Annotated in this window: 22 protein-coding genes and 1 other annotated feature; all 22 genes read left to right on the forward strand. The window is 53.1% G+C overall.

Annotation, left to right across the window (positions count from 1 at the left end; translation table 11 throughout):
- Positions 1 to 5: 5 nt before the first annotated feature.
- Positions 6 to 1385 carry a bifunctional folylpolyglutamate synthase/dihydrofolate synthase gene (locus tag WBG83_RS05970; protein WP_336743540.1) on the forward strand — a complete coding sequence of 460 codons (1380 nt, stop codon included), beginning with the start codon at positions 6 to 8 and terminating at the stop codon, positions 1383 to 1385.
- A 7-nt stretch (positions 1386 to 1392) separates the two neighbouring features.
- On the forward strand, positions 1393 to 2775 hold the full coding sequence (murC, locus tag WBG83_RS05975) for a UDP-N-acetylmuramate--L-alanine ligase (protein WP_336743542.1): 1383 nt from the start codon (positions 1393 to 1395) through the stop codon (positions 2773 to 2775).
- 419 nt (positions 2776 to 3194) lie between these two features.
- Positions 3195 to 4655 (forward strand): SPOR domain-containing protein, encoded by a 1461-nt coding sequence (locus tag WBG83_RS05980; protein WP_336743544.1) that lies wholly within the window; start codon positions 3195 to 3197, stop codon positions 4653 to 4655.
- Positions 4656 to 4791: 136 nt separating this feature from the next.
- Positions 4792 to 5034, forward strand: coding sequence for a DUF4321 domain-containing protein (locus WBG83_RS05985; protein WP_336743547.1), 243 nt, complete (start codon positions 4792 to 4794; stop codon positions 5032 to 5034).
- Between the two features lie 102 nt (positions 5035 to 5136).
- Positions 5137 to 5871, forward strand: a complete 735-nt coding sequence (locus tag WBG83_RS05990) for a Maf family protein (RefSeq protein ID WP_336743548.1) — start codon at positions 5137 to 5139, stop codon at positions 5869 to 5871.
- A 136-nt stretch (positions 5872 to 6007) separates the two neighbouring features.
- On the forward strand, positions 6008 to 6697 hold the full coding sequence (gene radC, locus WBG83_RS05995) for a RadC family protein (RefSeq protein ID WP_336743550.1): 690 nt from the start codon (positions 6008 to 6010) through the stop codon (positions 6695 to 6697).
- Between the two features lie 47 nt (positions 6698 to 6744).
- Positions 6745 to 7779 carry a rod shape-determining protein gene (locus WBG83_RS06000; RefSeq protein ID WP_336743552.1) on the forward strand — a complete coding sequence of 345 codons (1035 nt, stop codon included), beginning with the start codon at positions 6745 to 6747 and terminating at the stop codon, positions 7777 to 7779.
- 117 nt (positions 7780 to 7896) lie between these two features.
- On the forward strand, positions 7897 to 8757 hold the full coding sequence (gene mreC, locus WBG83_RS06005) for a rod shape-determining protein MreC (protein WP_336743554.1): 861 nt from the start codon (positions 7897 to 7899) through the stop codon (positions 8755 to 8757).
- Positions 8758 to 8761: 4 nt separating this feature from the next.
- On the forward strand, positions 8762 to 9289 hold the full coding sequence (gene mreD, locus WBG83_RS06010; RefSeq protein WP_336743556.1) for a rod shape-determining protein MreD: 528 nt from the start codon (positions 8762 to 8764) through the stop codon (positions 9287 to 9289).
- Between the two features lie 32 nt (positions 9290 to 9321).
- Positions 9322 to 9981: a septum site-determining protein MinC gene (minC, locus tag WBG83_RS06015; protein WP_336743558.1), complete on the forward strand. Its 660-nt coding sequence runs from the start codon at positions 9322 to 9324 to the stop codon at positions 9979 to 9981.
- A gap of 4 nt (positions 9982 to 9985) precedes the next feature.
- A complete protein-coding gene (minD, locus tag WBG83_RS06020; RefSeq protein ID WP_336743560.1) occupies positions 9986 to 10780 on the forward strand; it encodes a septum site-determining protein MinD in 795 nt (264 codons plus the stop codon).
- Between the two features lie 6 nt (positions 10781 to 10786).
- Positions 10787 to 11947: an FtsW/RodA/SpoVE family cell cycle protein gene (locus WBG83_RS06025; RefSeq protein ID WP_336743562.1), complete on the forward strand. Its 1161-nt coding sequence runs from the start codon at positions 10787 to 10789 to the stop codon at positions 11945 to 11947.
- Positions 11948 to 12171: 224 nt separating this feature from the next.
- Positions 12172 to 13053 (forward strand): M23 family metallopeptidase, encoded by an 882-nt coding sequence (locus WBG83_RS06030; RefSeq protein ID WP_336743565.1) that lies wholly within the window; start codon positions 12172 to 12174, stop codon positions 13051 to 13053.
- Positions 13046 to 13921: a M50 family metallopeptidase gene (locus WBG83_RS06035; RefSeq protein WP_336743566.1), complete on the forward strand. Its 876-nt coding sequence runs from the start codon at positions 13046 to 13048 to the stop codon at positions 13919 to 13921. Before WBG83_RS06030 ends, WBG83_RS06035 begins: the two co-directional genes overlap by 8 nt.
- 37 nt (positions 13922 to 13958) lie before the next feature.
- On the forward strand, positions 13959 to 15212 hold the full coding sequence (locus WBG83_RS06040; RefSeq protein ID WP_336743568.1) for an Rne/Rng family ribonuclease: 1254 nt from the start codon (positions 13959 to 13961) through the stop codon (positions 15210 to 15212).
- Positions 15213 to 15317: 105 nt separating this feature from the next.
- Positions 15318 to 15394, forward strand: a sequence feature (ribosomal protein L21 leader region).
- Positions 15395 to 15407: 13 nt separating this feature from the next.
- Positions 15408 to 15719 (forward strand): 50S ribosomal protein L21, encoded by a 312-nt coding sequence (rplU, locus tag WBG83_RS06045; protein WP_336743569.1) that lies wholly within the window; start codon positions 15408 to 15410, stop codon positions 15717 to 15719.
- A gap of 12 nt (positions 15720 to 15731) precedes the next feature.
- Complete coding sequence (locus WBG83_RS06050) at positions 15732 to 16064, forward strand: ribosomal-processing cysteine protease Prp (RefSeq protein WP_336743570.1); 333 nt, start codon at positions 15732 to 15734, stop codon at positions 16062 to 16064.
- An 18-nt stretch (positions 16065 to 16082) separates the two neighbouring features.
- On the forward strand, positions 16083 to 16397 hold the full coding sequence (rpmA, locus tag WBG83_RS06055) for a 50S ribosomal protein L27 (protein WP_336743572.1): 315 nt from the start codon (positions 16083 to 16085) through the stop codon (positions 16395 to 16397).
- 399 nt (positions 16398 to 16796) lie between these two features.
- Entirely contained in the window at positions 16797 to 17540 is a 744-nt protein-coding gene (locus tag WBG83_RS06060; protein WP_336743575.1) for a Spo0B domain-containing protein, read from the forward strand.
- Between the two features lie 12 nt (positions 17541 to 17552).
- On the forward strand, positions 17553 to 18857 hold the full coding sequence (gene obgE, locus WBG83_RS06065) for a GTPase ObgE (protein WP_336743577.1): 1305 nt from the start codon (positions 17553 to 17555) through the stop codon (positions 18855 to 18857).
- 563 nt (positions 18858 to 19420) lie between these two features.
- A complete protein-coding gene (locus tag WBG83_RS06070) occupies positions 19421 to 20485 on the forward strand; it encodes an anthranilate phosphoribosyltransferase (protein WP_336743579.1) in 1065 nt (354 codons plus the stop codon).
- A 267-nt stretch (positions 20486 to 20752) separates the two neighbouring features.
- Positions 20753 to 21190 (forward strand): CBS domain-containing protein, encoded by a 438-nt coding sequence (locus WBG83_RS06075; protein ID WP_336743580.1) that lies wholly within the window; start codon positions 20753 to 20755, stop codon positions 21188 to 21190.
- Positions 21191 to 21196: the final 6 nt, after the last annotated feature.

Here is a 21196-nt window from a genome sequence, read left to right on the forward strand (position 1 = left end):
AGCAGATGAATGGGACACAACATACGCCCGCAGCGGCGTTTCAGGAATACCAGGAGGCGGTAGACTGGATTACCGGCCTGATGAATATGGGCATTAAGCCCGGATTGAAACGGATGCAGGCGCTTAGTGAGAGGTTCGGCAATCCCGAGCGGAGAATGAAGTTCATCCATGTGGCCGGAACGAACGGAAAAGGCTCGACCTGCGCTTATTTGAGCCGGGTGCTGAAGCAAGCCGGGTATGATGTGGGTTCGTTCAATTCCCCGTATATTGAGCGGTTTACCGACCGCATCCGTTATAACGGGGAGGACATTCCCGACAGCGAGGTGCTGCGGCTCTCGAACCTGCTCCATCCGGTCTGCGGGGAAATCGCTCAGACCGAATTGGGCGCCCCGACGATGTTCGAGGTATGCACGATGATGGCCCTGCTTTATTTTGGCAAGGTTACCTATCCGGATTATGTTGTTTGGGAGACGGGTCTTGGCGGGGAGTTCGATTCGACCAATATCGTAGTTCCGGTCGTGTCCGTCATTACCAATATCGGCCATGATCACATGGATGTTCTGGGCGGGACCCTGTCCGATGTAGCCCGGGCTAAAGCCGGAATCATCAAAAATGGCGTCCCGGTCGTTACAGCAGCGCGCGATCCGGAAGGGCTGGAGGTTATTCTTCAAACAGCTGAGGCCTGCAAAAGCACGGTTTATTTGCTCGGCCGGGATTTCCGGTACGAGCAAACAGCCGGCGAGCAGGATCATCAGGTGCTGAATTTTACCGGACCGTTCCGTACGATCCCGGATGTTGCGATCTCGCTTAACGGGCCTCACCAATTGGAGAATGCTTCGCTTGCGCTGATGACGCTGGAAGTGCTTCGTCAATATTACGCGCTGCTGTGCGAGGATGAGGAGCTGCTTGCTGCGATGAAGGAAACCTCTTGGGCCGGGAGGCTTGAGATGGTATCGCGGGAGCCCCGGATTTTGATTGACGGCGCCCACAACCCGGAGGGGGCGGAGGTGCTGGCTGCGGCGTTGAAATCGACGTACCGCTACAAAAGGCTCCATTTTATGATGGGAATGCTGTCTACGAAGAATCACGAAGGGTACTTAAGGCATATACTACCTTTAGTGGATTCTCTTCTCATTACAGAGCCGGTTTGGCGGAAAAAACAGGATGCCGCGGAGCTTGCCAAGCAGGTGGAAACGCTATTGGCCGAGCTGCCGGACAAAAAGGTTGAGGTGCGGGTAGAGCCGGATTGGCATAAAGCGCTGCAAATTTTGCAGGATCTGGCACAGGACCCGGACGATTTGGCCGTTGTTTCCGGCACGTTGTATCTTGTTTCCGATGTGCGGTCCCGGCTGCTCTTTGGAACGGACTCAGAAAAAGGATGGTGAACCGGACTTGAGTACAGCTGAACATGTTCATTTCATCGGCATCGGCGGTTACGGCATGAGCGCAATCGCCAAGGTCATGCTGGAAATGGGATATCATGTGACCGGATCGGACTTGGCCGAGCAGGAGCTTACACGTAAGCTGGTGGCAAAGGGTGCGCAGGTCTTTATTGGGCATGAGGCCAATCACGTAAAGGGAGCCGATTTGGTTGTCTATTCCACGGCGCTGTCAAAGGATAATGTGGAAATCGCGGAGGCGGCGAAGCTGAATATTCCGATTCTGCACCGCTCGCAGATGCTTGCACGTCTGATGAATGCCCGCAAGGGCATCGCGGTGGCAGGCGCACACGGCAAAACGACGACGTCCTCCATGATTTCGCTCGTGATGAGTGAATGCGGCTTGGATCCGACCTTTATTATCGGCGGAGAAATTATGAACGTGGGCAGCAATGCGAAGGCTGGACAAGGGGAGTATGTTGTGGCCGAGGCGGATGAAAGCGACGGCTCGTTTCTGCAGTATGGCCCGCAGCTTGCCATTGTGACCAACATTGAAGCGGATCACCTGGAGAACTACGACGGTGATTTTAATAAATTGAAGCAAGCCTATGCCCAGTTCTTGGATCAGGTGAAGGACGGCGGCAAGGCGATTGTTTGCAGTGACGATCCGTACCTGCAGGAGATGATACCAGGGCTGCGGCATAGTGTCGTTACGTACGGCCTGAATGAAACTGCCGATTTTTCCGCGCGTAATGTGCGTCCCGGCGACCGCCGTATTTCGTTTGAAGTGGTCCGGCATGGAGTTTTGCTTGGGGAGATGGAGCTGTCCGTTCCGGGGCTGCACAATGTCTGCAACGCGTTGGCTACCCTGATCACGTGTATGGAGGCAGGTCTCAGCTTTGAGCAGGTGTCGGAAGCGATCAAGGATTTCCGCGGAGCCAAACGGCGCTTTCAGGTGCTGGGAGAGGTCAATGATATATTGGTCATTGATGATTACGCGCATCACCCGACCGAAATTCAAGCGACGATTAGCGCAGCCAAATCGACCGGAAAACGCATTATCGCTGTATTTCAGCCGCAGCGGTATACACGCACGTATTTTTTGCTGGATCAGTTCAGCAGGGCGTTTCCTGAGGCCGATGAGGTCATTATCACGGATATTTATTCACCGGCAGGAGAGCGGCAAATTGAGGGTGTCTCTTCCGCGCGCTTGGTGGAGCTGATTCGATCCAACAGCAATCCGCAGGCGGTACACATTCCGAGCAAGGAAGAAGTGCAGCGGGTATTGCTGGAGAAGGTGCGTCCCGGCGACCTCGTCATCACGATGGGGGCCGGGGATATATGGAAGGCGGCCGAAGGGCTGGCCAGGGCGCTGGAGGAGCGTCAGGCGGGCTGAGTCGCCGCCAGAGATTCAGCATGATTGGATACTTGAATGAATTCAGATTCAGGTTAAAAATACAAAGCAGCAGCGTGCCTTGTTCCTACGGGGTGCGCTGTTGTTTTGTATGTATATAAGAAAAAATGATAATTAGACGGCGAGTAACCTCCAACCTGGGACGGCCCGCGCGCTGGCAGCTGCGCCGGGGGGCTTTTTATTTTGTCAAACGCGTCGCTTTTGCATAGGGGGTTGTCTTTCACCGGTTTATGGAGCGGTGGAGCGGAAATCATGCGTGCCTAGTTTTCCCGGTGCTTGTAAACCGGTCTTGCCCTGCTTTTCAGAGATGAAGCGGGTCCCGAAATAAGAAACAAGCATAAAGAAGCTTGCTCCAGCATAGGGATAAGCTAACAACGTTTCGGACAAGGGAGAGAAGAACAGTGAACAAAGCCCGTATTACGTACCGTTTTGACCGCAGCGGAACCCGGCTGGACTCCACGCCAGCTCCAAGAGACGTGTTGCCGCCCCAAGAGCTTGCGGGTCCGTTGACGCCTATGCTTCATGAAGAGGAAGAGCATGTCGGGCGTTCGCCCCAAAGCCGAAGTGATCGTGATGTGATTGAGCTTCGTCCGGTAGTTACGGATGTCCAAGAAATAAATCCGTATGTGAATGACTATGAGGCCTGGTCCAGCCCGTTTGATGCGGAAACGCAGCGGCTGGAGCAATTAATCCGCTCAACTGAACTGCGGGAGAATCGGGGGGCTCGGGAAGAAGATGGGGGCAGACACAGGGAAGAACGTGAGCCGGTCTGGCTGCCGGACAGCCGGGAGCCGTGGCAGCGCATGCCCGGCAGCCGTGAGCAGGGGGGGCGAATCGGTGCCGATTCGGAGCCTGCTGGCCGTGAGCGTCCGGAATTCGATTATGAATACGGCTTCTATGAGCGTCCGGCCGCTTCCCGGCAAACGTACAGGGCCCCCTTTTTACCGGTTTCAGAGGGGCCAGGACGGGAACCGTCCCGGGTAACGCCATGGCTTAAAATTATCGCATCGGTCACAGGCGCTGTGGCCACGGGAGCCTTGTTCGGATTTTTCGTGTTATCCATGTTTGCAAGCGAGCCTAATGATGTGCAAAAAACAGCCGAGCAGCTCGTACGAGCTCCGTTTACGGGAAGCACCGGGACAGGAGCATCAGCCGGAGGAGCCGCTGTAAAAACAGAGGGAGAAGCGGTGCCCGCGAGTGCGGCAGCCGCAGCGGGCTCGGCCATAGCGGTCAATTTGGCGGGAAATAGCTATACCGTACTGCAGGGCGGGGTGTTCTCGAATCAGCAGGGGGCGGAAGCGCTGCAGGCCGATTTGCGAAAAAAAGGACTGGCAGCCGTAACGGAGAGCGGGGACAAATATACGGTATACGTTGCCCTGGCGCCGGGCCGCAGCGAGGCGCAAGCCTTGTCGCAGCTAGTGCAGAGCAAGCAGCAGGAGGTTATTCTGAAGCAGCTGGCGATACCGGCCGCCGCCAAAATTCGTTGGAGCGGCAAAGCGCAGGACAGTGCAGCGGTAAGCGGATTTTTTGCGCAGGGGGAAAAGCTGATGCAGCAGCTGAGCGCTCTTACGTCCAAGCATCTGGGGCAGAACGCACCGGGAGCGCCGGATGAAACGGAATTAAAATCGGCGCAGGCCGCTCACCAGACCTGGATCGGGGCGGCGGCGCAGATGGAAGCCGGTATTCCTGCTGATCAAAAGGCTGGGCTGCAGAAGATGACACAAAGTCTGAACTCGGCGGTCAAGGCGTTGGAGGAATACAAGAAAAGCCCGTCCGCAGCGCTGCTCTGGCAGGCGCAAAGCGAACTAATACAGTATGCTGTTTCCGAGAAATCGTTATTGTCGGCCCTGGCCGTTCAATAAACTCATCCCAAAGACCGGTTCGTGCATAATATGCACAAGCCGGTCTTTCCTGTTAAAATGGAATTGTGCTCCCCGCATTACCTTCGTATAATGAGACTGATGCAAATAGATGTCAACGAATGGGGAACAGTGGAGCATGAATAAATCCAAGCTTACCTTTTGCATTTTCATAATTATGGGCCTGTTAGCCGGAACATTGATCGGGCAGCTTCTGGCCCCCGTGAAGGGATTGTCGTTTTTGACACAATCGACAGGAATTACCTGGGAGCCCAGAGCCGATTTGCAAATGATAAAATATGACTTGACCTTGGTCATCCGGCTCAATCTGATGAGTATACTCGGTGTAATCGCCGCCATTTGGCTGCATCGCAGAATGTAGCTCTGAGGGCCAAAGCGGGCATCTCCGGCACGCGCGCGATGTGACGACGCATGACGGCAGCCTGCTGCATACAGGTTAACTTATTGAAGGAGGCAGTATCGATTGTCTACGGAAACAGCAAGAACCCTTATTTTGGCATCCTCTTCACCGCGGCGCCAGGAGTTAATCCGCTCGCTGCCTTTCCCGGTGCATGTACAATCCAGTGATGCCGATGAAACAACGGAGCCGGGAATGACGCCGGAGCAAATCGTAGAGACCTTATCCCTGCGCAAAGCGGCTGCGGTTGCCCGGATTTTGCCGGATGAGCTGCAAAGCGGCATCGTCATTGGCTCGGATACGATTGTTGTGCTGGATGGGAGGGTGCTCGGCAAGCCGGTGGACGAGCAGGACGCCGAGCGAATGCTGAGCGCGCTGCAAGGACGGGAGCATCATGTATACAGCGGCCTGGCCTGCTTGGATGCAGCAGCCTGCAGAGATCTGGCTGTTCCTGTGTTAGAAAATCACGAGGGCTATACTGGTGCCCGCGAAACGGCTTGCGGGGCGTACCGTCTGTTGTCTGGCGCAAGCGGGGCGCTTGCGGTGACTGTCGGCTATACGGTCAGCCGGGTGAAGTTTAAGCCGATGAGCCCGGGGGATATTGCAGGATACATCCAAACCAAAGAACCGATGGACAAAGCCGGGGGTTATGGCGTACAAGGACTCGGCGCCATGTTCGTGGAGCGACTGGAAGGGGATTTCTACAGTGTGATGGGCTTGCCGGTCAGCTTGCTCCATACGATGCTGGCGAAGCTCGGATTACACCCATTTTCAAGCGGGGGCGGAGCCGCGCTGCGCTGAATTGAAATTTTTGAAGGAACCGAGTACAATAAAAATACTATCTGCGCGAAAGCATCGGCAGACCGGATTTTTCACGAATCCGGTCTGCTTTTTTATTGCCCGCAGTGCTATAATAATCAGGAAGAAGGGATCGTTCATGAGTGATAGCCTGCTGTTGCTGCGCGAAGTGCCACAGGAGGAAAGACCCCGGGAAAGAATGCTGCAGTATGGCGCGTCGGCGCTGAGCCATGCGGAGCTGCTGGCCATTTTGCTGCGCACGGGCACTGTCAGCGAGTCGGCCGTGCATCTCGCGCAGCGCGTGCTGAATGAAGTAGGCGGTATTCGCAATCTCGTCGAGGCCCGCACGGAGCAGCTTACAGCTGTACGCGGTATCGGTCAGGCGAAGGCCCTGCAAATTCAAGCGGGTATCGAACTGGGCAGACGCTTGACGCGTACCGGTCTGAACGAGACCGTAACGATTCGTGCCCCGCATGATGTCTGGCAGCTTCTGGCGGAGGAGCTTCGTTATTTTCAGAAGGAGCACTTTGTTTGTCTGTTTTTGAATATGAAGAATCATGTTATTGGCAGGGAAACCTTATCCATCGGCAGCTTGAACGCCTCGATCGTTCATCCCCGCGAAGTATTTCTGGCAGCCATCAAGCGGAGCAGCGCGTCTATAATATGCGTGCATAATCACCCGAGCGGCGATCCGTCGCCGAGTGAGGAGGATGTCTCCGTAACCCGCCGGCTTGCGGAAGCAGGCGAAATTATCGGCATTGAGGTGCTGGATCATATTATCATCGGGGATAAATCGTTCATTAGTTTGAAGGAGCATGGCTATCTGTAATATAATGATTTAGAATGACGCGATCAGGTGAAGGGAGCTACATCAAAATGGTAGGTGGATTTACGAAAGATCTGGGGATTGACCTCGGAACGGCCAATACCCTCGTATATGTAAAAGGGAAAGGCATTGTCGTCAGGGAGCCTTCTGTGGTCGCCCTGCGTACAGATACAAAAACGATTGAAGCCGTCGGAAACGACGCCAAAAAAATGATAGGCCGCACACCGGGCAATATCCGGGCAGTCCGTCCGATGAAGGACGGCGTTATCGCTGATTTCGATACAACCGCGACGATGATCAACTACTTCTTGAAGCAGGCGCAAAAAACACGCGCGCTGTTTCCGCGCCGTCCCAATGTCATGGTCTGTGTGCCGTCCGGCATTACCGCTGTAGAGAAGCGGGCGGTTGAGGACGCGACCAAGCAGGCCGGAGCGAAGGACGCCTTCACGATTGAGGAGCCTTTTGCAGCTGCGATCGGCGCCGATTTGCCAGTGTGGGAGCCGACGGGCAGCATGGTTGTCGATATTGGCGGCGGGACGACAGAAGTGGCCGTCATTTCACTTGGGGGGATTGTAACCAGCCGCTCGATCCGAGTGGCGGGCGATGAGATGGACGAAGCAATCATCCAGTACATTAAGCGAACCTACAACCTGATGATCGGCGAGCGCACTGCGGAGCAGCTCAAAATGGAGATCGGCTCCGCGACGTATTTGGATGTTAACGAGACGATGGAAATTCGGGGCCGCGATCTTGTATCCGGCTTGCCCAAGACACTGAGCGTAACGGCGGAGGAAATTGCGGACGCACTGGCCGATACCGTCAGCGCCATCGTTGATGCAGTCAAGGTAACACTGGAGAAATGCCCGCCGGAGCTGTCGGCGGATATTATGGACCGGGGAATTGTCCTTACCGGAGGCGGAGCATTGCTTCGCAATCTGGATAAGCTGCTATCCAGCGAGACCGGCATGCCGGTCATTGTTGCAGATAACCCGCTGGACTGTGTGGCTATCGGTACCGGCAGGGCGCTTGAGAATATTCATTTGTTCAAAACGCGGTCAGGACCGACCAGCCGGACAAAACGTTAAGCAGGCAGCTTCCCAAGCTGCCATTCTTGCCGTTCGAGAAATTCCGGGTGAACCGCTTCTGTTTCGGGAGTCGTAGCACCGGTTTAAGGGCCTGTCCCCGCGTTGAGAAATAACGAGGTGTCTTCGTTGCTAAAGCTGTTTTCCAATAAAAGATTAATACTTCTTCTAGTCGGGATTATGTTTTTCATTGCACTGATGGGTCTCAGCTTTGGGGAACGTTCTAAAATGTCCTGGCCGGAAAATTTTGTCCGCGATTCGATGGCCTGGGTTCAGGGCCTGCTCTACAAGCCCGCCGGAGCTGTTGCGGGCTTCTTTGGAGACATCAAAAATTTATCTGTCATCTATGAGGAAAACAAGGCTCTCCGCCAGACATTGGCGCAGTATGCCCGTGACCGGATGCGTCTGAATGAGCTGGAGGAGCAAAATGAACGGCTCAAAAAAGCGCTTGGCTTTACCGAAAGCCAGCAGCAGGCCAACAATTACAAATGGCATATTGCCGAAGTTGTCGGCATGAGTCCGGACCCGTTTCATAACAATACGGCGGTGATTAATCTGGGCTCCAAAAACGGCATTAAGGAGAATATGCCGGTTATGACCGCTGAAGGGCTGCTCGGCAGGGTAACGCATGTATCTGCTTTTTCCTCCAACGTCCAGCTGATTACCGATATTAACGACAGCAATTCCAAAGGAATTTCTGTTACGATTCATGGAAAGCCGGATTCATACGGCGTCATTGAAAGCTACGACGGGGAATATTTGATTATGAACAAAATCGATCCCAATGACGATCTGCAGCCTGGGGACACGGTGATTACCTCCGGCATGGGCCAGCTTTTTCCAAGCGGTCTGGTCATCGGCACCGTCGCTTCCCGCCGGGAAGGGGACTTTGGCATTACGCATACCGCGCAGATTAAACCGAGTGCTTCTTTTGTCCGCTTGCGGGAAGTTTTCATTGTTGAAGTACCGGAGCTGAGGTGAGCGGATGAAACGACATTTGCTGTGGATTCTGCTCCTGGGGCTGCTGCTGGTGGAAGGCACCGTCCTGAAATGGCTGATCCCGGTGTCCTGGCAGTCCCACATTTATGTCGAGCCCCATTTTGTGCTGGCTGTCGTGATGTTTATCGGGATGTACTTGAACCGGCATGCCGGGCTTGTTTATGGACTTATTTTTGGATTTATGATGGATTTGCTGTATTACGGGCATGCGCTAGGGGTTTTATCGTTTTGTATGGGATTATGCGGCTATGCGGCCGGTCTTATGTCACGGGGACCACAGCAGCTGTTTGGCGTTATTTTTGTAATGACGCTGGGGAATGTAGTTTTTGATACGCTGCAGTATGGGGTATACCGGTTCTTTTTACGCGTAACGACGATTCCTTTTGAATGGACGTTTGTTTACAAAATCGTACCGAGCATGCTGCTTAATTTGACATTTGCCCTGTTAATCTATATCCCGATGCGTAAATGGCTGGAAGGAATGCAGCCTTATATTGCAGAAGAAGACAAATAGTACACAGGGCGGGCGAAGAAGGTGGCGCATGGATGGCAGGTTCCAAGCATCGGGTTTTAATTAAAGGGGTCAAGGACGGATTAATATTTGTCATGGACGATAGCTGTCCATTGGAGGAGCTGATCGGCGAGCTCGATCACAAGCTTGAGAAAACGCATCACAAGCTTTTGTCGGGACCGCCTATGAATGTGAAGGTGCAGCTTGGAAGCCGCGTGCTCACCGACGAAGAGAGGGAGCGTATCAGCGAATCCATCCAAAAGAGCGGCAATTTGCTGATACAATCCATTGAATCGACGTCTGAAGCCGAGCAGGGGGCATTAGCCGGACAGCACATTCAGGTGATGCGCGGTGTCGTCCGTTCCGGACAAGTCGTTGAGCATGAAGGCAATGTGCTGTATCTCGGCGACGTAAATCCTGGGGGAACGATTATTTGTACAGGTGACATCTATGTGATGGGGGCGCTGAGAGGAATGGCGCACGCCGGCTCCAACGGCAATGAGCAGGCGATTATTGCCGCTTCCTATATGCGCCCGACACAGCTGCGTATTGCCGGAATTATCAGTCGTCCGCCGGATGAGTGGGGCATTGAAGAAGCATATATGGAATTTGCCTATCTGGACAACGGCACCATGCAAATTGATAAGATGGCACAGCTTCACCGGTTTAAACACAAAGGATTTGTGGGAGGGTAAACGCATGGGAGAGGCGATAGTAATTACATCCGGCAAGGGCGGTGTCGGCAAGACGACAACGTCAGCCAATCTCGGAACAGCGCTTGCCCTGCAGGGCAAGAAGGTTTGTCTGGTCGACACCGATATCGGCTTGCGTAATCTGGATGTAGTCATGGGACTGGAAAACCGGATTATTTATGATTTGGTCGATGTGGCGGAGGGGCGCTGCAGACTTCAGCAGGCCTTGATCAAGGATAAACGGTTTGATGAGCTGTATATGCTCCCGGCCGCCCAAACGAAGGACAAGCATTCCGTGTCTCCTGAACAGGTCCGTGATATGGTTTTGGAGCTGAAGAAGGAGTTTGATTTTGTAATTATTGACTGTCCTGCTGGGATTGAGCAGGGCTTCAAAAACGCTGTTGCCGGAGCAGACAAGGCCATTGTGGTCACAACGCCGGAAAATGCGGCAGTGCGAGATGCGGACCGGATTATCGGGCTTCTGGAAAATGAAAAAATCGAAAGCCCCAAGCTGATCATTAACCGGATTCGCTTCGGTATGATCAAAAAGGGGGAAATGCTCGATATTGATGAAATTTGCTCTGTGTTGTCCATTGATTTGGTCGGCATTGTTCCGGATGACGAATTTGTCATCAAGTCGGCCAACAGCGGAGAGCCGACTGTGATGAACCCGGATTCCCGGGCTGCTATTGCATACCGTAATATTGCCCGCCGTATATTGGGAGATACCGTGCCGCTGATGCAGCTTGAAGAAAGACCGAACATGTTCGGCAAGGTTAAGAAGTTTTTTGGAATCAGGTGATTCGCATTGTGGGACAAATTAAAAAAAATTGACGTGCCTGTGATTGGCCTGCTGCTCATTTTTATGGCGGTGAGCACAGTCGTCATTTACAGTGCAACGTTTACCGCAGGCCCGAACTATCAGGATTATTACCTGAGAAATTTGTTTTATTACGGTATCGGTTTCGTTGTTCTTGTGGCGGTAATGCTTTTTGATTACCGGGTGCTGCTCAAAATTTCGCCTTATTTGTATGGATTGGGAATTTTGCTGCTGATTGCGGTGTATTTTTTGGGAGAGAAGACGAACGGCGCCCGCAGCTGGTTCTATATTCCGGGCATCAATATGACGTTTCAGCCCGCCGAGCTGATGAAGGTGATGGTAATTATCGCCGTGGCGGCATTTCTCGGCCGGAATAAAGGGGAGAATCTTGCTTTTTTTACCGGGCTCGTTCCGGTCGGGCTCATCGTGCTCGTTCCGTTTACCCTTGTCGTAATTCAACCGGATTTAGGGAACGCAATTATTTTTCTCATTATCCTGGTTGTCATGTATTGGATCGGAAATATCAAATATACGCACGCGTTAATTGGGCTGGCGGCTTCCGTGGCCGGCATCGCCCTGATTTTTTATTTGTTCCAGCAGTTCCATGATCCGATTGAGCAGTTTATGATTGATCATGACAAGAAGCACTGGGTGGAGCGAATCGACACGTACCTGGATCCGAACGCGGAGAATGCCAATAACTGGCAGGTGGGCAACTCCATCCGTGCCATCGGCTCAGGGGGCCTGACCGGGGAGTCTTTTCTGAACGGAGATTCCTTACAAAAGGGCTTTATCCCGTATGCCTATTCGGATTCTATTTTTGTCGTTGTCGGGGAAGAATTCGGGTTTATCGGCTCTTCCCTGCTGCTGATGCTGTACTTTCTGCTTATTTACCGGATGATCCTTATCGCGATGCAAAGCTCGGATAAGCGGGGCTCATACATTATTGTCGGTATCGTGTCGATGCTGGTGTTCCAGATTTTTGAAAACGTAGGTATGATGATGGGGTTAATGCCCCTAACCGGGATTACGCTGCCGTTTATAAGCTACGGGGGAACATCGCTGCTGACGAACATGATATCGATAGGGATCATATTAAGCGTGCGGGCCCACCAGGAAATGCCGAATCCTTACGGAGCGGCGGAATAGCCAAGCAGGAATTTAGCAAAACGTCCTTTTCAGGGCGTTTTTTTGTTGATGAGGCCGTTCCGTACCAATCCAATAGGGAGTGAAGCTGTTTTATTTCATATCCTAATGTGAGCATGGAGCATATCATGATGAGCATACCGTCAGGACGGCCGGCATAATGCGCAAGCGGGGGTCATATGCTGTGGTAATACGAGTACAAGCCCAAATGCAAGGGGGAGCAACCCATGGAAAATCAGCGTCCGCCCGTTCGCTCGCCGGACAGCGGCAGGCTTTTTGACGAGCAAAGCGGTTCCTCCAATAAACCGGTTCGGGGTCGGGAGAGCACGTACCGCCCCGTACTGCCCGTTCACAGCCCGGACAAACGTCTGAACGATCCCGAGTACGCATGGAAGCATCGCGATTCTTTGCGGGTGCTGCAGACGCAGCCGATGCCGTATTTGGATGAGTTTGAGACACCGGGGCAAATGCCGCCCATACCGGCATCACCGCGCGGATGGATCGCCGGTTTGCGCTGGAAGCTGACGCTGGCTGTGCTGGTCTATGTGCTGCTGTGGGGGCTGTTCCGGCTTGATATGCCGGTCCTGCTCCCGGTGCAGCAAGCTGTACGGACGGCATTGACCGAGCCGATGAATAGGGTCCATATGCAGCAGTGGTACCGTGAGCTGTTCGCAGGAACACCGGGACTGCTTCCGGCGCTGGAGCCCAAGCCGATAGATGACGCCCAAAAGGTGAGCACCACGGTGACGACCCGGTTTGCAGCGCCGGTAATCGGGACGGTAATACAACCGTATGAGCTTCCGGGTTCGCCCGGAATGTGGCTGGAAACGGAAGCGGGAGCGGTGGTGAAGGCTGTGGATACGGGCCGTGTCGTAGCGGTTCAATCTTCCCCTGAACAAGGCTGGACGGTGACGATCCAACACGCCAAAGGTTACCGGACAGTGTATGGCGGCATAGCGCAAACCGCGTGGAAAACGAACGATTGGATTAAGATGGGGGAGGCGCTTGGTAAAGTGAAGTCTACTGCGGAGGTGGGCGGACGGTTTTATTTTGCTGTAACCAAGGACCAAAATCCGTTGAATCCGACGGATGTGGTGTCCTTTGATTAATATTTTCGGGACATCCTACCGGCTTCATCCCTTGTTTGTGCTAATGATGGCGGCGTCAATTGTGACCGGCTATGGTATCGAAATGGCAGTGCTGTTCGTAATTGTACTGATTCATGAGCTGGGGCACGTCGTTTGTGCCCGCGGGTTCGGCTGGCGGGTCTCGCGCGTAGAGCTGTATCCTTTTGGCGGGGCGGCTGTCACGGAGGATGCTGGAGGCTCCCCGGCCTGGCAGGAGCTGGCTGTGGCGCTGGCGGGTCCGCTTCAGCATGCCTGGATGGTGCTGTTTGCCCTGCTGATGCATCAGTTCGGGTGGTGGGGGACGGCCTGGAGTGTCTATTTTATCCAGGCGAATGTGATGATCGGGCTTTTTAATCTGCTGCCGGTTCATCCTCTGGATGGCGGGCGTGTGCTGCAGGCGCTGCTCAGCTATGTGCTGCCCTATCATTCGGTCATGGTTATTGTTTCACGCACGAGCCTGGTGCTGAGTATCGGCCTGGCCATTTGTTCATTGGCGGTGCCTTTGTGGAACGGTGTGCAGCTTAATTTGCTGCTTATCGGGGCATTTCTGGTGTATTCCAACTGGGTAGCGCAGCGGAACATCATGTATGAATTTATTCGTTTCCTGGTAAAACGAGACGAGCGGATGGCTGTATTAATTCGCGGCGGAGCCCATGCTCACCCGCTTATAGTGACCCGGGAGCGGCTTATTCGGAGTGTGCTGCGTATGTATATGCGCGATCGGCTGCATCTTATTTATGTGCTGGACGAGCGGGGGCGGATTGAGGCCGTGCTGCCGGAACAGCGCGTAACCCGCGGATTTTTTACAAAAAACAGTGCGGAGTGTGCAGTCTCGGATCTTTTCATGTAAAATGAAAGGACGAGCGGAGCCGGAGGTGCAAGCAGCCATGAAACGAATTATCATTGAGCAAAAACGGGATAAACTTATGTTCGCTATGCTGGAAGAGTCGCTTCTAACGGAATTTTATATGGAACAGCCTCAAAAAAAGCAATTGGTTGGGAATATATATAAAGCAAAGGTCATGAACGTGCTGCCGGGAATGCAGGCGGCGTTCGTTTCCATCGGCCATGAAAAAAATGCGTTTCTGTACATTGACGATGTGCTGCCGGCCCATCTGGAGAAAGTGCCCAAAATCAAGCCGTCTATCCGTGATTTGCTGCGGGAAGGACAGGAGATTGTCGTACAGGTGGCCAAAGATCCGATGGAAAGCAAGGGCGCACGGGTCACGACCCATTATTCGCTGCCTGGCCGCTGGCTGGTTTATATGCCGAATGCGGATTATGTGGCGGTATCCAAAAAAATTGTGTCCGATTCGGAGCAGGAGCGGCTGAAGCGGATCGGCGAGCAGATCCGGCAGCCCGGTGAAGGGCTCATCGTGCGGACGGTGGCTGAAGTTGCCAATCTGGAAGCGCTGGAGGAGGACTTGAACGCTCTGCGTGAAGTATGGCAAACCATGCTGCAGCGGGTGCCGGGGAGCAAAGCTCCGCAGCTGCTCCATGCCGAGCAAAGCCTGGCACAGCGGCTGCTGCGGGATACATTGACCGATCAGATTGAAGAGGTATGGCTCAGCAAATCGCTGGACATCGAGCGTTTGCAGCATTATGTCGGCAGCCTGTCTCCACTGCTGGAAAAAAGGTTGAACGTGTTTCCGGAGAACATATCCAAGATGCGGGAGTTTGGCGTTCCTGAAGAGCTGGAGAGAGCTTACCGGAACAAAATCCGGTTATCCAGTGGCGGCTTCCTTCGTGTCGACCGGACAGAAGCGCTGACGGTAATCGATGTGAACACCGGCAAGTATACCGGATCGACCGGGCTCGATGACACGGTGTTCGAGACGAATCTGGAGGCGGCCAGTGCAATTGCCTGGCTTTTGCGATTGCGGGATATCGGCGGGATCGTCATTATCGATTTCATCGATATGGCGAAGGAAGAGCACCGGCAGGCTGTAACAGGACGGCTGCTGGAAGCGGCCAAGTCTGACCGGACACGCCTGCAAATTGTCGGCTGGACCCGGCTGGGGCTGCTTGAAATGACGCGGATGAAGGTCAGAGCGAATTTGGATGCGGTCATGCTGGAGCACTGCTCTGCCTGCGGCAGCCAGTCGGCCAAGGCGCCAGAGCTGTCTTCCTGGTTTGTGTGATTGTTTTTTCGAAAACTAAGGATTGCAAACCTCTCAATTGTGTGCTATTATCGGGAAATGAGACTTCCTGCCTATGCAGGAGGCTTTCACAAGTATGAGCAGCAGCTCATGCTTCAACCGCTCGAACCGGGTTCCCAAGCGCCGATTTCGGCCACCTGTAACAGGCGAGTCTAAGACATGAGGAGGTGCAACACTATGTACGCAATTATCGAGACAGGCGGCAAGCAGTACAAAGTTCAAGCAGGCGATGTTCTTTACATCGAGAAATTGGACGCTGCTGAAGGCGAAGCTGTAACTTTTAACCGCGTTCTGGCTGTGTCCGGCGACAAAGGTTTGGTAACAGGTTCCCCTGTAGTAGAAGGCGCGGTCGTTTCCGCGAAAGTGGAAAAACACGGCAAAGGTCAAAAAGTAACCATTTTCAAATACAAGCCGAAGAAAAACGAACGCCGCAGACAAGGTCATCGTCAACCTTACACCAAAGTAATCATCGAGAAAATCCAAGGCTAAGAGGATTTTGCAATGATACGGGTGGAAGTAAGACGAGCTGCAGCGGATCGGAGCATCGTATCCTTTCGTGTGGAAGGTCATGCCGATTTCGCAGTTGCAGGGAAGGACATTGTATGTGCCGGCGTGTCGGCTGTTACAGTCGGTACCGTGAATGCCATTGAAGCGCTGCTCGATATAGAGCTTCCGTGCGAGATGGAGAACGGCTTGCTTGATGTGAGCGTGCCGGCGGGTATCGAGGCAAATCGTTATCAACAAACGCAATTGCTTCTGGAGTCGATGGTAGTGATGCTTCAATCGATTCAGGAGTCTTACGGAAAGTATATCCGAATTACCGAAAAAGCATAAAGAAGGAGGTCGACTACCATGTTGAAACTGAATCTTCAGCTGTTCGCATCCAAAAAGGGTGTAGGTTCCACAAAAAACGGACGCGACAGTATGGCGAAACGTCTTGGCGTGAAACGCGCGGACGGTCAATTCGTAACGGGCGGCAGCATTCTTGTTCGCCAACGCGGCACGAAAATCCACCCGGGCAATAACGTTGGCATCGGCACAGACGATACGCTGTTTGCGAAAATTGACGGCATCGTCAAATTCGAGCGTTGGGGCCGCGACCGTAAAAAAGTCAGCGTATACCAACCAGAAGCAGTAGCTCCTGTTGCAGCTGCTTCCGAACTGTAATATTGATGAAGAGCTCAAGCCTCGGCCTCGGCATATGATGCCGGGGCTTTTGTGTTATATCAGAGGTTTTCGCTGGATTTTGCGCCGTTTAGCGCAATTTACATTGTAAACAGACGGAGTTATTCCTGCTCCAAGCATGTTCCAAACAGCTGGGAATCTCACCGCTTCATCATCATTTGTCCTGCACCGTTTTTTTTCTACTGCGGCGGCTTATTCTTAGATCTCCGCACGCGCGCAGCTCCCAGCGCGCGGTGTTTCGCTGCATGAAGGCGGTCGGTCGACCACATCGCCATGTTGACGCAAGGCTTCTAAAGGAGAAGCATGGTTTAAAATGGTGATGTTTTCCAATGAGCATGGTATACTGAAAGAAGCGATGGGAAACGGAGTAGATGATGAACGATGAATAATCTGAAAGCGGCGGACGGGATTGTGATAGCGGTTGTTATCGCCGGCCTGGCCGTATTGATGCTGATGTCTTCACAGGTTTGGGCTGCGGCCGCTATTGCGCTGGCTGTGTGCTTGACGATAGGAGTCCGCTTGATGCAGCTCAAGCGGCAAATGGCGCAAAGGCTGGCGGAGCAGGAGGCGGAGGCTACGGCACAGCTCCTTCGCACGGTCAATCAACAGCGGCATGATATGATGAATGATATTCAGCTATTGTCAGGCTATGTCCAGCTCAAGAAATATGATAAACTGGGACAAGTGTTGGACAACATAAGGCAGAAGGCAATACGGGACAGCGCGGTTTCAAGACTTAATCTTCCGCAATTCGCAGCTTACTTTCATTCCTTTCCGGCCAAATCCAGTACACTCAGCCTTCATGTGGAGATTGATGAGAGACTGGAGATGAGCAAGCTGCCGCTTCAAGCAGAGGTGCTTTCGAAGCTGCTTATCGATGTCATTGAGCTGTACCATGCCCGGCTGACAACATCAGGCGGCGAAGGAACGCTTCAAGTAAGCATTGGGGAAGAGGAGAATGGCTTCCGGTTCCTGCTGTGTATGCATTCGGATGTTAAAGAATGCATGGATGAGCAGGTCCGTGAGCTTGTACTGCGGACCGCGTCGGTACATCAGCCCAAGGTTGAGAGTCGGTGGGATGAAGAACGTGAAGGTGTCGTCATTCGTCTGCCTTTTGCATCATAATGAGGTGAAGAGATGTTTGTAGATAAAGCGAAGATTTTTGTTAAAGGCGGTAATGGGGGCGACGGACTGATTTCGTTCCGCAGAGAAAAGTATGTGCCGGAAGGCGGTCCTGCGGGCGGCGACGGGGGAAAGGGCGGCGACGTCATTTTCCGTGTGGATGAAGGCTTGCGGACGCTCGTTGATTTCCGGTATCAGAAGCACTTTAAGGCTGACCGTGGTGAAAAAGGAAAGGTAAAAAGCCAAATGGGGGCCAATGCCGAGAATATGGTCGTCCGCGTACCGCCAGGGACTGTTGTGGTGGATGAGGCTACCGAAGAAGTGCTGGCTGATTTGACTCGTCACGGACAGGAAGTCGTCATTGCGCGCGGCGGACGGGGCGGACGGGGGAATATGCGGTTTGCCACGGCAAGTGATCCGGCGCCTTACATTTCGGAGAACGGAGAGGAAGGACAGGAGCGCTGGGTCATCCTTGAATTGAAGGTGATGGCGGATGTCGGTCTTGTCGGATTCCCGAGTGTCGGCAAATCCACCTTGCTTTCTGTCGTATCCGCGGCCCGTCCTAAAATAGCGGCTTACCATTTTACAACCTTGACTCCTAATCTCGGTGTAGTGAGTGTAGGTGAGGAACGCAGCTTCGTAATGGCGGATTTGCCGGGATTGATTGAAGGGGCCAGTGAAGGAGTGGGCCTGGGCCTTGATTTTTTGCGGCATATTGAAAGAACACGCATGATACTCCATGTAGTGGATATGGCTGCCACCGATGGCCGCGACCCGTTTGATGATTGGGTTAAAATTAATATGGAGCTGAAATCGTATAGTGAAGAGCTCTCCAAGCGCCCGCAAATTATAGCGGCCAATAAAATGGACATTCCTGGAGCTGAGGAGAACCTGCAGCTGTTCAAGGAGCAATTGGCTCAGGTGGAAGGCGAATTTGAGATTTTCCCGATATCGGCGGCAGCTAACCAGGGTGTCAAAGAATTAATGTACCGGGCTATGGACATCATCGAGTCCTTGCCGGAAGAGCTTGTGGTTGAGGAAGTATCCGAAGATGACGAGCACAAAGTATACCGGATGGAAGAACGAAAGGACGGGAATGAATTCACCATCCGCCGCGAGAACGATACATTCGTAGTGGAAAGTGAAGGGATTGAGCGCTGGCTGAAGCGAATCAATCTGAATTCCTACGATGCAGTGCAGCGTTTTGCCCGAATGATGCGCAAAATGGGCGTGGATCAGGAGCTGCGCAAGCGAGGGGCGCAGGACGGGCAAATGGTCCGTATTGGAGATCTGGAATTCGAGTTTGTGGAAAAAGAATAGTCCCGGCTTGATTGACTGCCACTTACGGGTGTCATGAGATATTGCTGGTATCTGGGGAAATGTGCTTGTTCCGTTGTCGTGAGGAGCAGCTTGACTACGGGAGGGTGCTTGAGGACCGTGCAGTCCAGTTTAAACTGGCTGTACGGTCTTTTTCTATAGACGGCCGCGTCCAGACATTGATCTAGATACATGGAAAATGCGTGTGATGAAAACTAACACAAAAGAGTGTATAATGGAAGGGGTGGGGGATTGATGTTAGATTATACAATTCCGAGTGTGCTATAAGCAGGATCTTGTGTAAATAAGCATCACCTTAATCATGGGCCGCAGGAGATGGTCCGAAGATTTGGATTGGCGTATTACATTGCAGGGGAAAAGCATTGCGGTCCGGGCAAGGGCCGTCACGCAGCCGGAAACCGACTGAAGCTGGGATGGTTCATATCAGCTGTAATCATGGAAACGGACCGCTCCCCCATGTGGCATTTTGTTACGCGCCGGGGCTGCGCACAGGCCAATACAATAGCAGGAAGGAAGCACTTATATTTTACCGGGGGGAGATGAAAATGCAGCATTGGATTAAAGCCGTAGGCACCGGAAAAAAAGGATCGCGGGATTTGACATATGACGAGGCGGTGGCTGCCGCTCATGCGGTAGCCCGCGGAGAGTCTACGGAAATCCAGACGGCTGCTTTTCTTATGGCCTGTCGTATGAAAGGCGAATCAGACGATGAAATGCTGGCCTTCATTGACGTGTTCCGCCAATATTCCTTGCCGTTCAAATCGTATTCCGGCGCAATTAATTGCGCGGGGCCTTATAACGGCAGGAGCTATTTTCCAATCACGATTCCAGTAAGCTTGCTGATGGCTTCGGTAGGGGTCCCGCAGGTGCTGCACGGGAGTGAGGCGCTGCCGCCCAAAACAGGCACCTCCATCAAAAGCCTGCTGGAAGGCATTGGTGTATTTACGGATTTGACAGTGCCCCAGTGGGAGCAAATTTGCTCGGAGCTGCACATCGGATTTATTTGGACAGAAAAAATATGTCCGCCGATGCTCAATATCCGGCATGTCCGGGAGCATATGGGCCTTCGCACACTGATGAATACAGTGGAAAAGGTAATTAATCCGGTCCACGCCAAAAACATGATTATCGGCGTCAATCACCGCACTGCCATGGCGCATCTGGTTCACATTTTGCCTAGAGCGGGCTTTGAAAATGCTTATATTGTGCAGGGAATTGAAGGCTCCGAGGATTTGCCTGTATACAAAAACAGCATGATCCGCAAAGTTACCGCGTATGGGGATGAATCCATGGTCATCGATCCGGCAACCTTCGGTTTCCGGGGAGAGCCGCTGGTCAAGTGCAGTCTGGAAGAACAGCTTGAACTGCTGCGGCGGCTGGTGGCCGGCGACGATTCGGCGGATATGAAGCTGTACCGCGACCATGTTGTGTTTAACGCAGGGCTTCGGCTGTACTGGTTTGATAAAGTCGGCACTTATGAGGAAGGCTTCCAGCTGGCGGAATCCCTGCTGCAGCGGAAGGAAGCAGCCAAGGTGCTCAAGAAATGGATTGAACGAAGCAGAGCCTACAGCAGCGGAGCTGGTTCAGGGCCGGGCGGAGCAGCTCTGTAAGAAGGCCTAAAGGCCTGAAATAAAGGCTAGGGCTGCAGTAAAGCTGCGTGAGCGGGGCATGAGGCTGGGCCGGCCGGTGTGCAGAATGCAGACCGTACCGGCAGCAGCGGGCGGCGCGTATGCCGTCTGCGGCTCCGGACCGCCTTTACAATTCATTGCTTGAAGCTTAAAATAAAGACAGAATCCACTTGTTTTTACTACCAACAAACCGCAGGTCCGCTGCAACGGCTGAGCCTTGCGGTTGTTTTTTTGCGGAGGGATGCACTCATGAATATTGCTTTTTTCCTCGTACCGAAAGCGGAAATCATCTGTTTGTCGCCTGAGAATTCCATGCGCCAGGCATTGGAGAGAATGGAGTACCATCGTTATACAGCAGTACCGCTTGTGAGCGGGGACGGTGTTTATGTCGGTACGATTACCGAAGGGGATTTGCTTTGGAAGCTGAAGAATACCCCGGGACTTGATTTTGAGAACTGTCACCGCGTGCTGCTGGAGGATGTGCCGAGAAGGCTGAACAATCAGCCGGTTAACATTCAATCCAACATGGAGAGCCTCATCTCGCTGGCTGCGGCGCAGAACTTCGTCCCGGTCATTGATGATCAAAATGTGTTCATCGGCATGATTCGGCGGCGCGAAATTATCGAATATTGCCGCGAGCTGATGTTGAAGAAAACCGACGCTGCGGCCGCGGGGAGCGGAAACTAGCCGCCT

It is taken from the genome of Paenibacillus sp. y28, assembly GCF_037137075.1.
GTDB lineage: Bacteria > Bacillota > Bacilli > Paenibacillales > NBRC-103111 > JBBBNV01.

Coding starts and splice junctions, on each gene's coding strand:
- WBG83_RS05970 (WP_336743540.1), top strand. CDS start 6: ATGAATGGGACACAACATACGCCCGCAGCGGCGTTTCAGGAATACCAG.
- WBG83_RS05985 (WP_336743547.1), top strand. CDS start 4,792: ATGAATAAATCCAAGCTTACCTTTTGCATTTTCATAATTATGGGCCTG.
- radC (WP_336743550.1), top strand. CDS start 6,008: ATGAGTGATAGCCTGCTGTTGCTGCGCGAAGTGCCACAGGAGGAAAGA.
- WBG83_RS06000 (WP_336743552.1), top strand. CDS start 6,745: ATGGTAGGTGGATTTACGAAAGATCTGGGGATTGACCTCGGAACGGCC.
- mreD (WP_336743556.1), top strand. CDS start 8,762: ATGAAACGACATTTGCTGTGGATTCTGCTCCTGGGGCTGCTGCTGGTG.
- minC (WP_336743558.1), top strand. CDS start 9,322: ATGGCAGGTTCCAAGCATCGGGTTTTAATTAAAGGGGTCAAGGACGGA.
- minD (WP_336743560.1), top strand. CDS start 9,986: ATGGGAGAGGCGATAGTAATTACATCCGGCAAGGGCGGTGTCGGCAAG.
- WBG83_RS06030 (WP_336743565.1), top strand. CDS start 12,172: ATGGAAAATCAGCGTCCGCCCGTTCGCTCGCCGGACAGCGGCAGGCTT.
- WBG83_RS06040 (WP_336743568.1), top strand. CDS start 13,959: ATGAAACGAATTATCATTGAGCAAAAACGGGATAAACTTATGTTCGCT.
- rplU (WP_336743569.1), top strand. CDS start 15,408: ATGTACGCAATTATCGAGACAGGCGGCAAGCAGTACAAAGTTCAAGCA.
- WBG83_RS06050 (WP_336743570.1), top strand. CDS start 15,732: ATGATACGGGTGGAAGTAAGACGAGCTGCAGCGGATCGGAGCATCGTA.
- rpmA (WP_336743572.1), top strand. CDS start 16,083: ATGTTGAAACTGAATCTTCAGCTGTTCGCATCCAAAAAGGGTGTAGGT.
- WBG83_RS06060 (WP_336743575.1), top strand. CDS start 16,797: ATGAATAATCTGAAAGCGGCGGACGGGATTGTGATAGCGGTTGTTATC.
- obgE (WP_336743577.1), top strand. CDS start 17,553: ATGTTTGTAGATAAAGCGAAGATTTTTGTTAAAGGCGGTAATGGGGGC.
- WBG83_RS06070 (WP_336743579.1), top strand. CDS start 19,421: ATGCAGCATTGGATTAAAGCCGTAGGCACCGGAAAAAAAGGATCGCGG.
- WBG83_RS06075 (WP_336743580.1), top strand. CDS start 20,753: ATGAATATTGCTTTTTTCCTCGTACCGAAAGCGGAAATCATCTGTTTG.